The 17353-nt window shown below is 74.0% G+C and carries 16 protein-coding genes; 10 read left to right on the top strand and 6 right to left on the bottom strand.

The annotated features are described in order from the left end of the window. Nucleotides 1-5: 5 nt before the first annotated feature. Together F4554_RS31290 and hisC are read right to left on the bottom strand one after the other, a co-directional pair. Nucleotides 6-1127, bottom strand: a complete 1122-nt coding sequence (locus tag F4554_RS31290) for a GNAT family N-acetyltransferase (RefSeq protein ID WP_179791175.1) — start codon at nucleotides 1125-1127, stop codon at nucleotides 6-8. Nucleotides 1128-1217: 90 nt separating this feature from the next. Further along, nucleotides 1218-2309 carry a histidinol-phosphate transaminase gene (gene hisC / locus F4554_RS31295; protein ID WP_179791176.1) on the bottom strand — a complete coding sequence of 364 codons (1092 nt, stop codon included), beginning with the start codon at nucleotides 2307-2309 and terminating at the stop codon, nucleotides 1218-1220. A 119-nt stretch (nucleotides 2310-2428) separates the two neighbouring features. Between hisC and F4554_RS31300 the strand changes: the two genes are divergently transcribed. The 6 genes from F4554_RS31300 to F4554_RS31325 all read left to right on the top strand — a co-directional run bounded on the left by F4554_RS31300 (nucleotide 2429) and on the right by F4554_RS31325 (nucleotide 7114). After that, a complete protein-coding gene (locus F4554_RS31300) occupies nucleotides 2429-3121 on the top strand; it encodes a DUF3159 domain-containing protein (RefSeq protein WP_337796279.1) in 693 nt (230 codons plus the stop codon). A gap of 87 nt (nucleotides 3122-3208) precedes the next feature. Next, nucleotides 3209-3901, top strand: coding sequence for a CatB-related O-acetyltransferase (locus F4554_RS31305; protein ID WP_179791177.1), 693 nt, complete (start codon nucleotides 3209-3211; stop codon nucleotides 3899-3901). Nucleotides 3902-4029: 128 nt separating this feature from the next. After that, entirely contained in the window at nucleotides 4030-4983 is a 954-nt protein-coding gene (locus F4554_RS33345) for a PadR family transcriptional regulator (RefSeq protein WP_179791178.1), read from the top strand. A gap of 36 nt (nucleotides 4984-5019) precedes the next feature. Next, nucleotides 5020-5592, top strand: a complete 573-nt coding sequence (locus tag F4554_RS31315; RefSeq protein ID WP_179791179.1) for a low molecular weight protein-tyrosine-phosphatase — start codon at nucleotides 5020-5022, stop codon at nucleotides 5590-5592. A 62-nt stretch (nucleotides 5593-5654) separates the two neighbouring features. Continuing rightward, nucleotides 5655-6557 carry a fructosamine kinase family protein gene (locus F4554_RS31320; protein ID WP_179791180.1) on the top strand — a complete coding sequence of 301 codons (903 nt, stop codon included), beginning with the start codon at nucleotides 5655-5657 and terminating at the stop codon, nucleotides 6555-6557. 137 nt (nucleotides 6558-6694) lie between these two features. Then, nucleotides 6695-7114: a nitroreductase family deazaflavin-dependent oxidoreductase gene (locus F4554_RS31325; protein ID WP_179791181.1), complete on the top strand. Its 420-nt coding sequence runs from the start codon at nucleotides 6695-6697 to the stop codon at nucleotides 7112-7114. On the opposite strand, the gene F4554_RS31330 is transcribed toward F4554_RS31325, so the two are convergent. The 4 genes from F4554_RS31330 to larB are packed head-to-tail and all read right to left on the bottom strand — an operon-like array spanning nucleotide 7053 to nucleotide 12615. Then, nucleotides 7053-9248, bottom strand: a complete 2196-nt coding sequence (locus tag F4554_RS31330) for an alkaline phosphatase family protein (RefSeq protein ID WP_179791182.1) — start codon at nucleotides 9246-9248, stop codon at nucleotides 7053-7055. The two genes, F4554_RS31325 and F4554_RS31330, sit on opposite strands and share 62 nt — an antisense overlap. Before the next feature lie 46 nt (nucleotides 9249-9294). Then, nucleotides 9295-10536, bottom strand: coding sequence for a 3-phosphoshikimate 1-carboxyvinyltransferase (gene aroA, locus F4554_RS31335; protein WP_179791183.1), 1242 nt, complete (start codon nucleotides 10534-10536; stop codon nucleotides 9295-9297). 31 nt (nucleotides 10537-10567) lie between these two features. Next, nucleotides 10568-11803, bottom strand: coding sequence for a nickel pincer cofactor biosynthesis protein LarC (gene larC, locus F4554_RS31340; RefSeq protein WP_179791184.1), 1236 nt, complete (start codon nucleotides 11801-11803; stop codon nucleotides 10568-10570). Further along, nucleotides 11800-12615, bottom strand: a complete 816-nt coding sequence (gene larB, locus F4554_RS31345) for a nickel pincer cofactor biosynthesis protein LarB (protein WP_179791185.1) — start codon at nucleotides 12613-12615, stop codon at nucleotides 11800-11802. The genes larC and larB overlap by 4 nt, the downstream gene beginning before the upstream one ends. A gap of 215 nt (nucleotides 12616-12830) precedes the next feature. On the opposite strand from larB, the gene F4554_RS31350 reads away from it, so the two are divergent. The 4 genes from F4554_RS31350 to F4554_RS31365 form a co-directional block, all read left to right on the top strand. Next, nucleotides 12831-13712: a hypothetical protein gene (locus F4554_RS31350; RefSeq protein ID WP_179791186.1), complete on the top strand. Its 882-nt coding sequence runs from the start codon at nucleotides 12831-12833 to the stop codon at nucleotides 13710-13712. Between the two features lie 99 nt (nucleotides 13713-13811). Then, nucleotides 13812-14171 (top strand): DUF1330 domain-containing protein, encoded by a 360-nt coding sequence (locus F4554_RS31355; protein ID WP_179791187.1) that lies wholly within the window; start codon nucleotides 13812-13814, stop codon nucleotides 14169-14171. 155 nt (nucleotides 14172-14326) lie between these two features. Next, complete coding sequence (locus F4554_RS31360; RefSeq protein WP_179791188.1) at nucleotides 14327-15892, top strand: DNA polymerase Y family protein; 1566 nt, start codon at nucleotides 14327-14329, stop codon at nucleotides 15890-15892. Between the two features lie 33 nt (nucleotides 15893-15925). Then, the coding region (locus F4554_RS31365) for a PHP domain-containing protein (protein WP_179791189.1) at nucleotides 15926-17353 on the top strand (1428 nt) is incomplete at its 3' end.

A 17353-nucleotide genomic window follows, 5' to 3' on the forward strand; every position in this document is an offset into this window, starting at 1 on the left:
CCTCCTCAGGATAATCGGTTCGAACAACCACGCGCACCGGAGAAACCGCGATGCCCGGGTGAGACCGCCAAGCTCCGTTGAGCTTCTGGCCGAACCTGGCCAGGCACCGCCACCGCAGCCGGACGTACGACATACAGCACGTGACTCATCCCGGCGTGCGGGACCTCACGGGCGAAGCGCATTCCCAACCGGTCCATCACCGCACGTGAACGCGTGTTGTGCGGCACCGTGAAGGCGACCACCTCCCGCGCACCGAGCTCGGTGAACGCGAGCACCAGACCGGCCGTACCGATCTCGGTCGCGTAACCGCGGCCCCACCGGTCCGGGCGTACCGTCCACCCCACCTCGTGCGTCGAACGGCCGTCGAGGGTGTACGGAGCGACGCCACCTCGGCCGACGAGCTCGCCGTCGTCACGGTCGTAGGCGACCCACGTACCGAACCCCGCGGCGTCCCAGCCGGCGCGCAGGCGCAGCACGCTTCGCCGCGTGGACTCCTGCGTCCACGCGCCACCGAGCCACCCCGCCACCTCCGGCCGGGCGTGCAGCCGCCACAGGTCCATCCCGTGTTCGGGTCCGACCGGCTCCAGCCGCAGCCGTCGGGTCAGCCGGGTACGCGCGGCCTTCACCACGACTCCTGCCAGGCCGGGGTCGGCCACGGTCGCGGGCGACCGCAGCCATCCGGCGTCGCCGAGACCGGCCCAGGTGAACGCGTCGTGGTCGGTGCCGGCCAGGTCCGGTGCCGGGACGGGAGTCGGGGTCGGTCCCAGGTCCGGTGCCGGGGCGGGGTCGGGCATCGCGGCGGGCTCTGCCGCGGAGACCAGGAAGCTGAGCTCGCGACGGACCGGCCGGCCCCCACGACCTGATCCGGACGGCCCGTCCAGCATCGGCTCGACCCCGCGGACGGTCCAGCCGGTCGTCCGGGCCACCGCGTCATGGAGGGTCTCACCGATGGTGGCACCGACCGGTACGTCGGCGACGACGGGTTCCCAGGTGCCGGGCCACGGCGCCCGGTCGGGCCGCCGCAGCAGCAGGATCCGGTGCCGCCGGTCGCGAACGAGCGCGGTCACCCGCAGCGCGGGCCCGTCCTGGTCACGGGTCAGCCCGCACAGGTCTGCGGAGACGCCCATGAACTCCGCCTACCCACCTGCGGCGCCCACACTCGCAAGGAGCCACGCCGGGCCAGGCAGGCGGTCGGGACAGGTGCCGGCGGACCCGCGTCAGGCGGTTCGGGCGGCCCAGCGTCCGGCGAGCTCCAAGAAGAGGTCGTTGGCGGCCGGCTCGCCGACGCTCACCCGGCACCCCTCGTCGCCGAACGGCCGGACCACGACGCCACCTTCTTCACACGCCCGCGCGAACGCCTGCGTGTCGGCGCCGAGCGGAAGCCAGCTGAAGTTGGCCTCGGTCGCGGGTACGTCGAAGCCGAGCGCCCGCAGCCCCTCGGCCACCCGGGTGCGCTCCTTGACCAGCACCTCGACCTGTTCCAGAAGTTCGTTCTCGCAGGCCAGCGCCGCCAGGGCCGCCTCCTCCGCGACGCTGGAGACCGCGAACGGCGGGGTGCACACCCGCAGTGCCTCGGCGACCGGGTCGTGTGCGATCGCGTACCCGACCCGGAAGTTGGCCAGGCAGTACGCCTTGGAGAAGGTCCGCAACACGCAGACGTTCGGGTACTCGCGGTACAACGCCAGCCCGTCGGCGGCCGCCGGGTCACGGACGAACTGCAGGTAGGCCTCGTCGACCACGATCAGCACGTCGCGCGGGACCTGCGCGCAGAAGTCGGCCAGCTCCTGGTGCGTGACCACCGGGCCGGTCGGGTTGTTCGGCGTACAGACGATCACGACCCTGGTCCGCTCGGTGATCGCGGCGGCCATCGCCGGAAGGTCGTGCCGGGCTCCGGTGGTCAGCGGCACCTCGATCCGGGTGGCGCCGGCGACCTGGGCCGCGATCGGGTAGGCCTCGAACGAGCGCCAGGCGTACACCACCTCGTCGCCGGGCTCGCAGGTCGCCTGGAGCAGGTGGTAGAGGAGCGCCACCGAACCCGTACCCGTGGCGAAGTGACCGGGCGGGACGTCGAGCCGGTCCGACAGCGCGCCGACCAGCCGGCCGCAGGCGAGGTCGGGGTAGCGGTTCATCACCCGGCTGGCCTCGTGCGCGGCCTCGACGAGGGCGGGCAGCGGCGGGAACGGGTTCTCGTTGCTGGACAGCTTGTACGTCGGCCGGTCGGTGGCCGCCGCGGCCGGTCGGCCCGGCTTGTACGACGGGATGCCCTGGAGGGCTCTGCGCAGGCGAGGTCCGGTCGACGGATCGGTCATGCTCCTCACCATAGGGTCTGCCGGGCGGGATACGGCGCCCGGATCCTGCACCACGTCGAAGCGCTCCTCCGTGACCACCGGCGGCCCCGTCTGCCCGGCGATCAGGCACGCTTGGTGACGTGCGGGCAGACGAGGCAGGCGAGGTCGACGAGCGCGACGAGCGCGACGCCCACCATTCGGACGAACCGGACTCGCTGGCCCGGGTGCTCGGCGGCTGGGAGGCCTCCGTCGACGCCACTTTGCCGCCGGTCGCGTTCGTGGCCGGCTGGCTGCTCGCCGGCAACTCGGTGGGTTGGGGCGTCGCGGCCGCGCTGGCAGTCGGGGTCGTGGTGGCGGCCTACCGGTGGTCGCGGGGTGCCCGGCCGCGCGCGGTCCTGCTCGGACTGCTCGGGGTCGCGGTCGCCGCCGTGGTCGTACTGCGGACCGGCCGGGCGGCCGACTTCTTCCTGGTCCAACTCGCCACCAACGCCGCCAGCGGGCTGGCCTGGATCGTGAGCATCGTGGTTCGCCGGCCGCTGCTCGGCATCGTCGTGGGCACCGCGCTCCGGCAGCGCGGGGGCTGGCGACGTGACCCCGACCTGCTGCGGGCGTACGGCATGGCCTCCTGGGTGTGGGTCGGTCAGTACGCCGTACGGGTGAGCGTCTTCGGCGCGCTGTACGCCGCCGACGCGGTGGTGGCCCTGGCCGCCGCCCGGGCCGCGCTCACCTGGCCGCTGGTCGCGGCGTGTGTCGCGGTGAGCGCGTGGGTGCTGAGGCGTTCACTCCCGGCCGGGCATCCCGGCTTCCGGCGTCCCCGCGTCGAGGAGTCCTGACCGGCCGGAACCCCGCGCATTTCGGTGGCCCGAACGGCCGCGCTCTCGCGATCATGGCGACTTCGTGCCGTGACCGAGGGGAGCCCCATGCCCGACACACCATCCACGCCATCCACGCCGCCGGTGCCGCCGGTGCCGCCGGTGCCCGCCGACCCGACGGTGCTGCATCCGATACCGGACCAGCCGCGGGTGGTGCTGCTCCGGCCGCTGGTCACGTCGCCGTTGATCGAGGTCGGCGAGTTCACCTACTACGACGATCCGGACGAGCCGACGGAGTTCGAGACCCGCAACGTGCTCTACCACTACGGGCCGGAGCGGCTGGTGATCGGCAGATTCTGCGCCCTGGGTACGGGCGTTCGGTTCCTGATGAACGGCGCCAACCACCGGATGGACGGCCCGTCGACGTTCCCGTTCCCGATCATGGGTGGTTCGTGGGCGGAGCACTTCGACCAGATCACCGGCCTGCCCGGGCGCGGCGACACGGTGGTGGGGCACGACGTCTGGCTCGGCTACGGGGCGATGGTGATGCCGGGAGTACGGATCGGGCACGGCGCGATCGTCGCCTCCGGCTCGGTCGTGGTGGACGACGTTCCCGACTACGGCATCGCCGGCGGCAACCCGGCCCGGCTGATCCGGTACCGCCACAGCGAGGCGGACATCGCCCGCCTGCTCGCGGTGGCGTGGTGGGACTGGCCGCTCCAGCACCTCACCGAACACGTCCGGACGGTCATGTCGGGCACCGTCGCCGACCTCGAGGCGGCGGCTCCGGGTTCCACCTGAGCCTTGCCTGACCCGATGCCGACGGTCCGAATCTCTTCACTCAGGTCTTGTCGCCGTCGTATCGGCGATATATCGTGAACCATCGAACGACACTCGGCGACACGTCGCCAGACCTGAGGAGAGATCACATGACTCGGCACAGCACACCTTTCGCGAAGTTCGGGGCCGGCGCGTTCGGACCCGGACGAGGTGAACGCCCGGGACGCCCGGAGGGCCGGGGGCCGTTCGGGCACGCACGGTTCGGCCCGTTCGGCTCCACCGGTTTCGAGCCGCCTCCGCCCGGCCCACACCCGAGCGGTGAGTTCGGCGACGCCGGCAGCGAGTACGACGTCCCCGGCGACCCGGCGGAGCACTTCCGTGGCCACTTCCACGGCGCACACGGAGAGCACGGAGAACACGAAGGACGCGGCGGCGGAGGTCGCGGCCGCGGTGGGCGAGGCCGCGGAGGCGGCGGCCGGGGACGCGGTGGTTTCGGCCCCGGCGGCTTCGGTCCCGGTGGGTTCGGCGGCTTCGGCTTCGGCGGCCCGGGCGGTCCCGGCGGCTGGGGTCGCGGCGGCTGGGGTCCGCCGTTCGGGCCCGGCCGTGGGCCGCGGGCGCGCCGCGGCGACGTCCGGTCCGGAATCCTGCACCTGCTCGCCGACACCGGCCGGCCGATGCACGGCTACGAGATGATCCGGGAACTCGCCGAACGCAGCGGCGGAGCCTGGCGCCCCAGCGCGGGTTCGATCTACCCCACGCTGCAGTTGCTCGAGGACGAGGGCCTGGTCACCTCCACCGAGGAGGGCGGCAAGCGGTCCTACGCCCTCACCGACGCCGGCCGCGAACACGTGGCCACCCGCGAGGGACAGGCGCCGTGGGAGGAGTTCGCCGAGCCCGCCGACTCGCCGTGGCACGAACTGCGGAACGCCGGGATGGGCCTGGCCGCCGCCGCGATGCAGGGCGCCCAGGTGGCCGACGAGAACCAGTTCGCCCGGATCGTCGACACGCTGCACGAGGCCAGGTCGAAGATCTACCGGATCCTCGGCGAGGACCAGCCCCGCGGTGACGCGGACGCGGTCGAAGAAGAGGACGAAGACGAGTGACGTACGCCTGACCCACTAGTGAAGTACGCCTGACCCATGACCGGCCCGGCCGACCCCGTACCCACGGGCGACCGGGCCGGTCGGCATCCTGGGACCGTGCAGCTTCCTCAACCTCGCGACCCGTCCGCGTACCACCTGAGCCTGGTCTGCCTGGGCAACATCTGCCGGTCACCGATCGCGGCGGTGGTCGTACGACGACAGCTCGCCGACGCCGGGCTCACCGTGGTCCGGGTGGACAGTGCCGGCCTCGGCGGCTGGCACGTCGGCGAGGAGATGGACCCCCGCTCGGCTCGCGTACTGGTCGCCTCGGGGTACGACCGGGACGAGGTGTCGGCGCACCGGGCCCAGCAGTTCGACCGAGGCTGGTTCGCCGGCCGCGACCTGGTGCTCGGCATGGACGACGCCAACCTCGACGGCCTGCGCCGCCTCGCCGGGCCGGGCGACGGGCACCGGGTGGGACTGTTCGGCTGGTTCGGAAGGAACGTCGGCGAGATCCCGGACCCCTACACCGCCGGTGGCGAGGCGTTCGACGAGGTGCTCGAGATGGTCGAGGTAGCGGCCGCCGGACTGGTCGCGGAACTCGCCTCAGTGCTCAGGACCACCGACTGATCGTCACGCGATCAACCTCGCCCGCCTACGCAAAGTGAGACAACAGGTCTTACTATCGGGCAATGGCTCGGCAGGCAAGCATCGCTCAGCACGTCGAGGAGCTCCTCGACACCACGGTCGTGGCAACCAACCCCGTCGCCGGCGGCGACGTCTGTGTCGCCACCCGCGCCCGGCTCGGTGACGGCCGCAGCGTCTTCGTCAAGGCGCGGCCAGGCGCCCCCGACGACTTCTTCCCCACCGAGGCCGCCCACCTCGGATGGCTGGCCGCGGCCGGAGAGGGCGCGGTCGCCATCCCGGCGGTGCTCGGCGTCGGCCAGGAGTGCCTCGTCCTGGAGTGGCTGGAGGCCGGCCGGCCCACGCCGGAGGCGGCCGAACAGCTCGGCCAGGCACTCGCGATCACCCACCGCAGCGGCGCGAAGGTGTTCGGCGGGCAGGCGGACGGCTACATCGGTGCGCTGCCGCAGCCGAACGAGCCGACCGACACCTGGCCCGAGTTCTACGCCCGCAACCGCGTCGAGCCCTACCTGCGGACCGCGTTCAACCGGGGCCGGCTGCTGGCCGACGACGCGAACGCGATCTGCGCGGTGCTGGACCACATCGACGACCACGCCGGTCAGCCCGAGCCGCCGGCCCGGATCCACGGCGACCTGTGGTCGGGCAACATCGTCTGGGCGCTGGACGGCGAGCCACGGCTGGTCGACCCGGCCGCACACGGCGGGCACCGGGAGACCGACCTGGCGATGCTGGCGTTGTTCGGTACGCCGCACCTGGACCGGCTGGTGGCCGCGTACGACGAGGTGTTCCCGCTCGCCGACGGCTGGCGTGACCGCGTGGCACTGCACCAACTCCACCCGCTGCTCACCCACGCGGCCGCGTTCGGTGGTGGGTACGGCGCCCGCGCCGGGCAGGCCGCGCGGTCACTCACCGCGGCCCTCGCCAACCGGAACGCGGCGACCGAGGCGTGACGTCTCCACCATGACCCTGACTCGTACCCTGACCCGTGATGTGTACCAAGGTGTGACGGTTCGATGTTGTGACCGGCACCAAGTCACGGATCCGGGCGGTTGACCTCGTCCGTGGTTGAGGTCGTACGGTCCAGGCCATGACCGACCGCGCCACCCCAGCCGAGCATGCCGAGCTGGCTGCCCAGCTGACCGTCGACCTCACCACCAGAGGACGCCGCAGCGGGCGGCCGCTGCGGGTGGAGATCTGGTGGTTCCACGTGGACGGCAGGTTCGTCATCACCGGGACGCCGGGTCCTCGGCACTGGTACGCCAACGTCCTCGCCGACCCGCACGTCACCGTCCACGTCGACGGCCTGGACCTGGCGGCCATCGCGCGACCGGTCACCGATCCCGAGGCCCGGCGCCGGGTGTTCACCGACCCGCGGACCGGGTGGTACCGCGAGCAGGCCGACCTCGAAGAGCTCGTCCGGACCTCGCCGATGATCGAGCTGGAGTTCACCGCGCCAGCGGTGACTCGACACCGGCCACAGGCTCAGACCCACGCTCAGGACGAGTAGGCCGGGGAAGCGGGCGGCGCGACACGTCCGGTGAGGACCGGACGAGCGCGACCACGACGAGGGGTACGCCGGTCATCAGGACCGCGGCGAGCACCGCCACCCCGGAGTCGTTGAGTGCGAAGCCGAGCAGCCCGGTGAGCCAGACCGCGCGCAGGGTCGGCCGCGCCGTTGGCCAGTCGCGATAGGTGTCGGCGAGCGCCCGGGCGCCGAACCCGCGCGGACGCAGGAGGAACACCCCGACGCCGACGTACGCCAGCAGGGTCAGCCAGCCGAGCGGGCCGCCGTAGGTCAGGCTGGCCAGCGCCGCCTCGGCCTTGCGGACGACCACCGGCCCGCCCTGCCCCTCGACCACCCGCTGCACGAAGGTGCCGAGGTGCGACCTGCTCTCCGGCGGCCGCAGCCAGTCCGCGACCGAGACCGCGCTCACCGCCGCGACGGTCGCGACCGCGACGAGGACGACCCGGCGTACGGTCAGCCGGATCCCGGCCACGTGCGCCGCGAGCACCAGCACTCCGGGCACCAGCGCGAGCACGCCGCCGAAGTCCGCGCCCCAGGTCGGCCAGCCGTCGAGCACGACCGCGGCGAACCCGACCGTCAGCACGACGAGCGCGGCCCGGCGGCCGTGGTGGCGTTCGACCGGGCGGGCGGCGAGTCCACCGGCGGCGAGCAGCACCGCGGTGGCGAAGATCGCGAACGCGACGTTGCCGAAACCGAAGTACCGCCCGCCGACCAGGGGCAGGTCGCCGGGCGTCACGAGGTTGCCGCCCTGCAGGTGGGAGCCGGTCATCACGTCGGCGCCGAGTACGACGGCGGTGACCAGGGCGAGCGTGGTCGGCGCCGCCCAGAGCGGGTCGTACGGTGTGCGGCCGGCCAGCGCGGCCAGCACCGCGGTGAACCCGGCGACGCCGAGGACGAGCGACCACACCGGGACCGGCGACGCGGCCCAGGGCACCAGCCCGGCGAGCACCGCCGCAATCGGGGCGGCCCCGCAGACCAGCCCGGCCGCCGACGCCAGCCGGCCCGCCCGCCGGCGCGACGTTGCCCGCCGGGTGCGGGCGGTGACCAGCAGCGCGAGCCCGTACGCCAGCACCTGGACGACGACCAGCACGGTGAAGAACCAGAAGCCGTAGGTGCTCACCACGCGGTCGGTGGTTTCGAACGCCCGCAGCCGGTCCAGGGTGGCGGTCGTGGCGACACTGTTGGCGCCGGTGCCGGCCGGCCGGCCGCCGGTGGTGCGCCAGCGGCCGCCCTCGAACACCTCGTCGGTGCCGGTGCCGAGGAGTTCGGTGAGCGTCGGGGTCAGGTCGGTGAGCTGCACGAGCGCCTCGCGCCGGGTGCCGCCGCTGGTGAGCCAGCTCCCCTCGAACCCCGGCCCGGCCGCGGCGGCCAGCCGCAGGGACGTACCCCTGCCCGCGGACTCGTCGGACAGCCCGGCGACCAGCACGGTCGCGCTCGGGCCGGCGGCCGCGACCACCTTCGCGACCAGCGCGTCCGCGGCCACCAATGCGTCTCCGCGACCGGCACCCAGGGGAACGGCACCCGCGTCGACGACGGTCAGCGGGCAGTCGCCGGTGGGTGCCGCCGTACGGTCGAACGCCGGACGGTAGCGCGCCACCGCGCCGCTCCGGTCGGCGAGCGCGACCGCGGCGCCCGGCCCGACGGCGGTGGCACAGGTGCCCGCCCGGGCGAGGTGTTCGGCCAGCCGGCCGGGTTCGGCTCCGTAGCCGGTGCTCGCCTGCGCCTCGGCCAGCCGCCGCCAGCCGGGCACCACGTAGGTGCCGGCACCTCCGGGGATCCGCGCCACCCGCGGCAGCGGACCGCAGGTCGCCGGCCCGGCCGCGCGCTCGCCGGCGGAGACGGTGAGCCAGCCGTCCAGCGGGCAGGTGTGGGAGCGCACCGAGCGCGGGACGAGGACGCCGGGCGCGCCCCGGCCGACCAGCGCCGCCAGCGCGGGGGTGCGAGCGGGTGTGACGTCCCCGGCGGTCAGCCCGCCGATCCCGACCATGACGACCGGGGCGACCCGCAGCTGGTCGGCGTACGCCCAATCCGGCGCGCCGGCGAGTGCCGTCGCGGCCACCGGCAACGCGGCGAGCACCCACACGACGGCGGCGGCGAACGACACCCGGCGCGACATCGCGACCAAGATTAGGGGCTGCCAGGGACAGGGCCCCGGACTTCGGTCAGGCGCTCCGGGTCCACTCCCGGACCAGCGAGGCGAGCACCTCGTGGAACTCCGGGAACGTCTTCTTCACACAGCCCGGATCGTCCAGCGTCAGCCCCGGTGTCCGCAGACCGGTGACGCCGAAGCTCATCGCGATCCGGTGGTCGCCGCGGCAGTCGATCTCGGCCGCTCGCGGAGTGCCCGGCCACACCTGGATCCAGTCCCGGCCGGTCTCCACCCGCACGCCGAGCCGGGCCAGGTTGGTCGCGCAGGCGTCCAGCCGGTCGCACTCCTTGACCCGGGTGTTGTAGACGTCCTCGATCCGCACCGGCCCGTCGGCGAACGGCGCGATCGCGGCCAGGGTCGGCATCGTGTCGGAGATGTCGCGCATGTTGACCGTGACACCGGACAGCCGCTCCGGCCCGGTGACCGTAACCGAGTCCGCGGTCAGCGCGATGTCCGCGCCCATGCGTCCCAGCACCTCGGCGAACCGGATGTCACCCTGCAACGCGCCCGCTCCGAGCCCGGGAACGGTCACCGAGCGGCCGGTCAGGGCGGCCGCGGCGAGGAAGTAGCTCGCGGTGGACGCGTCCGGCTCCACGGCGTACTCGCCGGCGCGGTAGCGGCCCGGCGGCACCGTGAACGTGTCGCCGGTGCGGGTCGCCTCCACCCCGAACCGCCGCATCATCGCCAGCGTCATCTCGACGTACGGCACCGACACCAGGTCGGTCACGGTGATCTCGAGGCCCTCGGTCGTCAGCGGCGCGGCGAGCAGCAGGCCGGTGAGGAACTGCGACGACAGCCCGGCGTCCAGGGTGAGCGCGCCGCCCTTCAGCCCGGCGCCGCGGACCGTGACCGGAAGGTGCCCCTCGCGTTCCTCGGCGCGTACGTCGACTCCCAGCGCGGCGAGGGCCCCGACGAGCGGGCCGAGCGGGCGGCGGCGCAACTGCTCCGAACCGTCGAACCGGAACACGCCGTGCCCGAGGGCGCCCAGCGTGGGCAGGAACCTCGCGGCCGTCCCGGCGTCCCGGCAGAACACCTCCGCACCCGGGGCGGGCGGGCCGGTCGCGCTGCCCCGCACCGTGCAACGGTCCGGGCGCACCTCGACGGCGTACCCCAGCGCGGTCAGCCCGGCGGCGAACGCCTCGGTGTCGTCCGACCACAGCGGCCGGTGCAGCACCGACGTGCCGTCCGCGCAGGCCGCGAGGAACAACGCCCGGGCGGTGAGCGACTTCGACCCCGGGATCGCGACGTCCGTCACGCGTACTCCTTCGTTGGTGCCTTCGGCACCGTCACAGGTGTTGCTGCGCGGCGGCGGCGGCCTGGGCCAGCACCGCCTTGACCGGGCGGCCGGTGCGTTCGGCCAGCGCGAGCACGTCGTCGTACTCCGGCTGGGCGTTGACCACCTTCCCGGCGTACGTCGCGACCTTCAGGCGCACGGTGCCGCCGGGGAGTTCGAGGGTACGGAACTCCCGCTCCAGCGGCCGCTTGCGCACCGCGTGGCTGCGTACCCCGATCGCGGGGGTCTGGGTGAAGACCACCTCGCACACCTCGTCGTACCGGTCGGGGTCGACCAGCACCGCCAACGTGTGTGCCGGGCGGCCCTTCTTCATCAGGATCGGAGTCAGCCAGGCATCCGCCGCGCCCGCGTCGAGCAGCCGCGCCAGGACCGCCGGCCACACCCGCGGGTCCAGGTCGTCGACGTTGGACTCCACCACCAGTTGGGTCGACTCACCCGGGAAGGTCGCGCCACCACCGGGAGCCCCGGTCTCGGCTGTCCACACCTCCGGAGCGGGCTCGCCGACCAGGAGGCGGACGGCGTTCGCGCGCCCGGGCGTCTCGCGGGTGCCCGCGCCGAAGCCCTGCGCGGCCACCCGCATCGGCGGCTGCGGGCCGTACGTCGAAGCGTGGGTGACCAGCAGCGCCGCCCCGGTCGGGGTGCACAGTTCGCCGACCGGGGTGCCGTCGATCTCTCCGGCGTACGACGGAGCGCCGGCGGCGGCCAGCAACTCCACCACCGCGGGCACCGGCACCGGCAGCCGACCGTGTGCGGCCCGGACGAACCCCGACCCGACCGCGACCGGCGACACGACCAGCCGGTCCAGACCGAGGTGGGCCAGCCCCGCGCACACCCCCACCACGTCGGCGATCGCGTCCAGGGCACCCACCTCGTGGAAGTGGATCGCCTCCGGCGTCGTGTCGTGCACCCGCGCCTCGGCCCGCGCCAGCCGCTCGAACGTCGCGTGCGCGGACCGGCGTACCGGCTCGGGCAGGTCGGCGGCGTCCAGCAGCGTACGGACGTCGGCCCAGGTCCGGTGGTGCTTGGAGTCGGTGCCCTCGACGTGCACCAACGTCGCGGCCAGGCCGTTGCGGACGACCTTCTCCGGGCGGAGCCGGATCTTCTCCGGCGCCACGGCGTCGACGGCGTGGGTGAGGACGTCGAGGGGTACGCCCGCGGCCACCAGCGCACCGAGCAGCATGTCGCCGCTGGCGCCGGACGCACAGTCCAGCCAGCCGATCCGGCTCACCGGGCGGCTCCGTTCGGAGTCTCGCCGTTCGGAGTCTCGCCGGCACCCGCGGAGCCACGGCCGGCGTGCGCCCGCCGGGCCACCCGGGCCGCGAACACGCCCGCGCCGAAGCCGTTGTCGATGTTGCAGACGACCACGCCGGGCGCGCAGGAGTTGAGCATCCCGAGCAGCGCCGCGAGCCCGCCGAACGACGCGCCGTACCCCACGCTCGTCGGCACCGCCACCAGCGGCACGCCGGTCAGCCCGCCGACGACGGACGGCAGCGCGCCCTCCATCCCGGCGACGACGATCAGGCAGTCGGCGTCGTCGAACTCCTCCTTCGCGGCGAGCAACCGGTGCACTCCCGCGACCCCGACGTCGGTGATGGTGCGTACCCCCGCGCCGTAGGCCTCGACCGTGTGCACGGCCTCGCGGGCCACCCGCGCGTCGGACGTGCCCGCGGCGAGGACGCACACCAGGCCCACCGGCGTGGGCGGCGGGCCGAGGGTCGCCGTGCCGGCCACCTCGTCCAGCCGGGCCTCGGGGAACGCGGCGCGCACCCGGTCCAGCGCCGTGGCGTCGAGCCGGGTGGCGAGCGCGGCCCGGTCCGGGTGCGCGGTGTGCAGGTGGCGCAGCAGGTCGACCACCTGGTCGGGAGTCTTCCCGGCTCCGTAGACGACCTCAGGGTCGCCGGTACGGGTGAGCCGGTCGGTGTCCAGCCGGGCGTATCCGAGGTCGACGTAGCCGGGGTCGGCCTCGGTGACCTGGGTGGCCTCGGTGGCGTGATCGGGGCTGAGGTTTCGGCCGGCGTCGTCGGGGGCGGGCGAAGTCATGGACCCGACCCTAAGTCCGAGCCTGGCGGACCCGGCCGGGAGCCTGCCGTCCACACCGCCCACCCGCGGCCATATCGCCCGGGATCGCCGCTCGCTCGGGTCCTGTCGTGTGCCCGTGGCACCCGGATTTCTCGCGGTTCGGAGTCCGTGGAACCTCCCCCGCCCTCCCCTGTGGCGAGGTTGACATCCTCGAACACGCGTTCGATGATGCTGGAGTGGTCGGGACTTCACAGGCATCCGCGCTGGACACGAGCCGGGCGCCGCACAGGAAGTACAACCGCAGCGTGTCGTCGGAGGCCGGCGCCAGGCGGTCCGCGGCCGACCGGGCGGCCGTGCTCGCCGAGCTTCGGGCCGAGCTCGCCGCCCGGCCGACGACCGCGGGGGTGGCCGGGCGCGCGGTTCCCACCGTGCCCGCCCTGCCGGCGTTCGCCGGCCTGCTGCCCGACGGCGGGCTGCGGCGCGGCGCGAGCTACACCGTGGCGGGGTCGACCACGCTCACCCTGGCCCTGATCGCGGGCGCCTCCGGGGCGGGGTCGTGGTGCGGACTGGTCGGATTCTCCCAGCTCGGCGCAGAGGCGGCCACCGGGCTGGGCGTCGACCCGGGCCGCCTCGTCCTCGTGCCCACCCCCGGCCGGAAGTGGCTGGGCGTGGTGGCGGCACTGGTCGACGTCCTCGACGTGGTGGTCGTCCGCCCGCCCACCTCGGCCCCCGACGGCGAGGTCCGCCGGCTGGCCGCCCGGGTCCGTGAGCGCGGCGCCGTGCTCGTCGTCCAGGACGCGGACTGGTCGGGCAGCGAGCTGGGACTGTCGATCACCTCGAGCACCTGGCACGGACTCGGCGCCGGCCACGGGCACCTGTCGGCACGCGAGGTCACCATCCAGGCGACCGGACGCGGAACGGCCGGCCGGCGCCGCACCTCCCGGCTGTGGTTGCCCGACCACGCCGGCGCCGTGGCGGTGGCGACCGAGCCCGCCACCGCCACGGCTAACCAGCCGGGCGAGCAGGTCGTTGAGCAGCTTGGCGAGCAGCCGGCCGACCGCCCGGGGGAACAGCCGGGGGAGGTGATCTCCCTCGCCGGCCGCCGGTTGTCGGCGTGACCTCTCGGCGACCCGAAAAGTCGCGGGCGCCCTGTCGGTGGGCACTGGCATGATCGCGGAGGACTCGACAGCCGCAACGAGGCAGCCACGGGAGAACGCATGACGACGTACGCCATCGCCAACCTGCAGGTCGCGGAGTACCACCCGGACATCGCGGAGTACATCGAGCGGATCCAGGGCACGCTCGACCCGTTCAACGGGCGGTTCCTGGTGCACGGCGTCCAGCACGAGGTGCTCGAGGGCTCGTGGCCGGGGGGAGTGGTCGTGATCGAGTTTCCGAGCCTCGTGGACGCGCACGGGTGGTACGACTCCCCGGCCTACCGGGAGATCCTCCACCTGCGCACCGACCACATCCCCGGCGACGTGATCCTCGTCGAGGGCGTGTCGGAGGGGTACGACCCGGCGAAGACCGCGGCCGCCATCCGCACGGCCAACGAAGGCACGTCCGGTCAGGAGTAAGCCCCGCTCTCCCCCGGAATCCCGCCTCTTCGAACCGCGTCGATCCGATTGACAGTGATCGAACGTGTGTTCGATAATAGTGCCATGGTTCCGAACCGGTCGGGCGCTCCGCGCGGCCTCACCCCCCAGCCGGGGAAGCTGGGGGTGATGGGGGGATGAGCGCCGTACGCACCCTGGTGGTGTGGTGCCCCGACTGGCCGGTGACCGCGGCCGGACGCGACGCCGGGTGTCCACCCGACGCCGCGCTGGCCGTGCTCGACCGGGGCCGGGTCCTCGCGTGCTCCCAGGCCGCTCGCCACCAGGGCGTACGCCGGGGCCTGCGGATCCGCGAGGCCCAGTCCCGGTGCCCGGAGCTGACCGTCCTGGCATACGACCCGGCGGTGGACGCCCGGGCGTTCGAGCCGGTGGTGGTCGCGGTCGAGGCGCTCGCTCCCGGCGTGGAGATCATCCGCCCGGGCATGTGTGCGCTCGCCGCCCGCGGACCGAGCCGCTACTTCGGCGGCGAGCAGGCGTTCGCCGAGGCGTTGCGCGAGCACCTGCGGCAGGCCGGTTTCCAGAGCGTGATCGGCATCGCCGACGGGCCGTTCGCGGCCGAGCAGGCCGCCCGGCTCGCCGAGCGGGCCGGTGACCCCGAGCTGACGTTCCCGCCGGGTGAGTCCGCCCGCTGCATCGCGTCCCTTCCGATCGACACCCTCGACCGCCCCGACCTGGCTGACCTGTTGCGCCGGCTGGGTATCCGCACCCTCGGCGAGTTCGCCGCGCTGCCGGCCCGGAGCGTGCTCGGGCGGTTCGGCTCCGACGGCGTGGCCGCGCACCGGCTGGCCGGCGGCCGCGACTCCCGCGCCCTCGCCACCCGCAGGCCGCCACCCGAACTGGCCACCGAGGTGACGTTCGAGCCGCCCGTCGACCGGGTCGACCACGTGGCGTTCGCGATCCGCGGCGCGGCCGACCAGTTGGTCGCCGGCCTCGCCGAACGCGACCTGGTGTGCACCTGCCTGCGGGTGGAGACCGAGAGCGAACGCGACGAGCCCGCCGGTCGGCAGTGGCGGCACCCCCGCTGGTTCAGCGCGACCGACGTGGTCGACCGGGTTCGCTGGCAACTCCAGGGCACCCGCACCGACTCCGGCGGACCCGCCCAGGAGCTGACCTCCGGGGTGGTCCGGATCCGGCTGGTGCCCGACGAGGTGGCCGCCACCGGCGCCTACCAGGACGGCCTGTGGGGCGACCAGGCACCCGACGAACGCATCCACCGGACCTTCACCCGGGTGCAGAGCATGCTCGGCCACGACGCGGTGGTGACGGCCGTCCTGTCCGGAGGCCGGGCCGCCGCCGAGCGCGTGACCTGGGTGGCGTGGGGCGACGATCCCACCCCCGCCCGACCCACTGTGCCGCCGTGGACGGGGCACTTACCGCCTCCGGCCCCGTCCACGGTGTTCCCCTCTCCCGAGCCGGTCGACGTCCTCGACCCCGCCGGCCGGGCCGTCGCCGTCGGCGAGCGGGGCGAGATGTCCGGCGACTGCCAGACGCTCGCGCGGCCCGGCGGTTCGGTGGCCGCGCTGCCCATCGTCGGCTGGGCCGGGCCCTGGCCGGTCGACGAACGCTGGTGGGATCCCGGCGCCGCCCGCCGCTACGCCCGTTTCCAGGTGGCGTGCGCCGACGGGAGCGCGTTCGTCCTGCTGCACGAGGCCGGGCGATGGTGGATCGAGGCCAGCTATGACTGAGCCACCCGGCGGGCTGATCGGCGGGGGTTCCTGATGGGGTGGAAGAACCCCCGGATGCCCTGGTCGGAGCTGGAACGCAAACTGTCCGGACGCCGGCCGGGCGGCCCACCGGCCGAGGTGGACGGCGGCGACAGCCCGGCCTGGACCTCCGTCCGCCCGCCCTACGACCCGCCGCCCGACGAACGTCCGAAGCGTCCCGACGGCCCGGTCGTCCCGTACGCCGAGCTCCACTGCCACTCCAACTTCAGCTTCCTCGACGGCGCCAGCCACCCGGAGGAGCTGGTCGAGGAGGCGGTGCGGCTGGGCCTGCAGGCGCTCGCGCTCACCGACCACGACGGCCTGTACGGCGTGGTCCGGATGGCCGAGGCCGCGGAGGCGGCCGACTACCGCCTGGGGACGATCTTCGGGGCGGAGCTGTCGTTCGACCTCACCGAGCCGCAGAACGGCGCCGCCGACCCCGAGGGCAGTCACCTTCTCGTTCTCGCCCGCGGCGAGGAGGGCTACCACCGGCTGGCCGGTGCGCTCACCGAGGCGCAGCTTCGCGGCGGGGAGAAGGGCCGGCCCACCTACGACCCGGACGACCTCGCCGCCCGCGCCGGCGACCACTGGCTGGTCCTCACCGGCTGCCGCAAGGGGACCGTACGGCAGGCCCTCGAGCGCGGCGGCACGTCCGAGGCGGGCCGTGAGCTCGACCGGCTGGTCGGGCTGTTCGGCCGCGACCAGGTGGCGGTCGAACTCATCGACCACGGCTACCCCCTCGACTCCGACCGCAACGACGTGTTGACAGAGCTCGCCCGGTCCCGCCGGCTTCCGGTGGTCGCCACCAACAACGTCCACTTCGCCACGCCCGAACGCCGGCCGCTGGCCACCGCCCTGGCTGCCGTACGCTCCCGGCGCAGCCTGGACGAGATCGACGGCTGGCTGCCCGCGGCCGGCACCGCCCACCTGCGAACCGGCGCGGAGATGGCCGCCCGGTTCGCGCGCTATCCCGGCGCCGTCGCCCGCACGGTGGAGTACGCCCGGGCACTGGCGTTCCCGCTGCGCCGGGCCAAGCCGCGGCTGCCCCGGCAGGACGTCCCGGCGGGACACACGCCGATGAGCTGGCTGCGCGAGCTCGTCCGCCAGGGCGCCGAACGCGCCTACGGCACCTACACCGGACGGTTCGCCGAGGAGACCCGCGCCCGGCTGGACAAGGAGCTGCGGGTCATCGAGGAGAAGGACTTCCCCGGCTACTTCCTCATCGTGCACGACATCGTGGAGTTCGCCCGGAGCAGGCGAATCCTCTGCCAGGGAAGGGGATCGGCGGCCAACTCCGCGGTCTGCTACGTCCTCGGCATCACCTCGGTGGACGCCATCTTCTACGACCTGCCGTTCGAGCGCTTCCTGTCCGCGACCCGGGAGGAGGAGCCCGACATCGACGTCGACTTCGACTCCGACCGGCGCGAGGAGGTCATCCAGTAC

This window comes from Actinopolymorpha rutila (assembly GCF_013407855.1).
In the GTDB taxonomy this organism is placed as follows: Bacteria; Actinomycetota; Actinomycetes; order Propionibacteriales; family Actinopolymorphaceae; genus Actinopolymorpha; species Actinopolymorpha rutila.

Excerpts from the sequence above, each read along its gene's own strand:
- F4554_RS31305 (WP_179791177.1), top strand. The coding sequence starts at position 3,209 with ATGCCCGACACACCATCCACGCCATCCACGCCGCCGGTGCCGCCGGTG.
- F4554_RS31290 (WP_179791175.1), bottom strand. The coding sequence starts at position 1,127 with ATGGGCGTCTCCGCAGACCTGTGCGGGCTGACCCGTGACCAGGACGGG.
- F4554_RS31315 (WP_179791179.1), top strand. The coding sequence starts at position 5,020 with ATGACCGGCCCGGCCGACCCCGTACCCACGGGCGACCGGGCCGGTCGG.
- hisC (WP_179791176.1), bottom strand. The coding sequence starts at position 2,309 with ATGACCGATCCGTCGACCGGACCTCGCCTGCGCAGAGCCCTCCAGGGC.
- F4554_RS31325 (WP_179791181.1), top strand. The coding sequence starts at position 6,695 with ATGACCGACCGCGCCACCCCAGCCGAGCATGCCGAGCTGGCTGCCCAG.
- F4554_RS31355 (WP_179791187.1), top strand. The coding sequence starts at position 13,812 with ATGACGACGTACGCCATCGCCAACCTGCAGGTCGCGGAGTACCACCCG.
- F4554_RS33345 (WP_179791178.1), top strand. The coding sequence starts at position 4,030 with ATGACTCGGCACAGCACACCTTTCGCGAAGTTCGGGGCCGGCGCGTTC.
- F4554_RS31330 (WP_179791182.1), bottom strand. The coding sequence starts at position 9,248 with ATGTCGCGCCGGGTGTCGTTCGCCGCCGCCGTCGTGTGGGTGCTCGCC.
- F4554_RS31360 (WP_179791188.1), top strand. The coding sequence starts at position 14,327 with ATGAGCGCCGTACGCACCCTGGTGGTGTGGTGCCCCGACTGGCCGGTG.
- larB (WP_179791185.1), bottom strand. The coding sequence starts at position 12,615 with ATGACTTCGCCCGCCCCCGACGACGCCGGCCGAAACCTCAGCCCCGAT.
- F4554_RS31320 (WP_179791180.1), top strand. The coding sequence starts at position 5,655 with ATGGCTCGGCAGGCAAGCATCGCTCAGCACGTCGAGGAGCTCCTCGAC.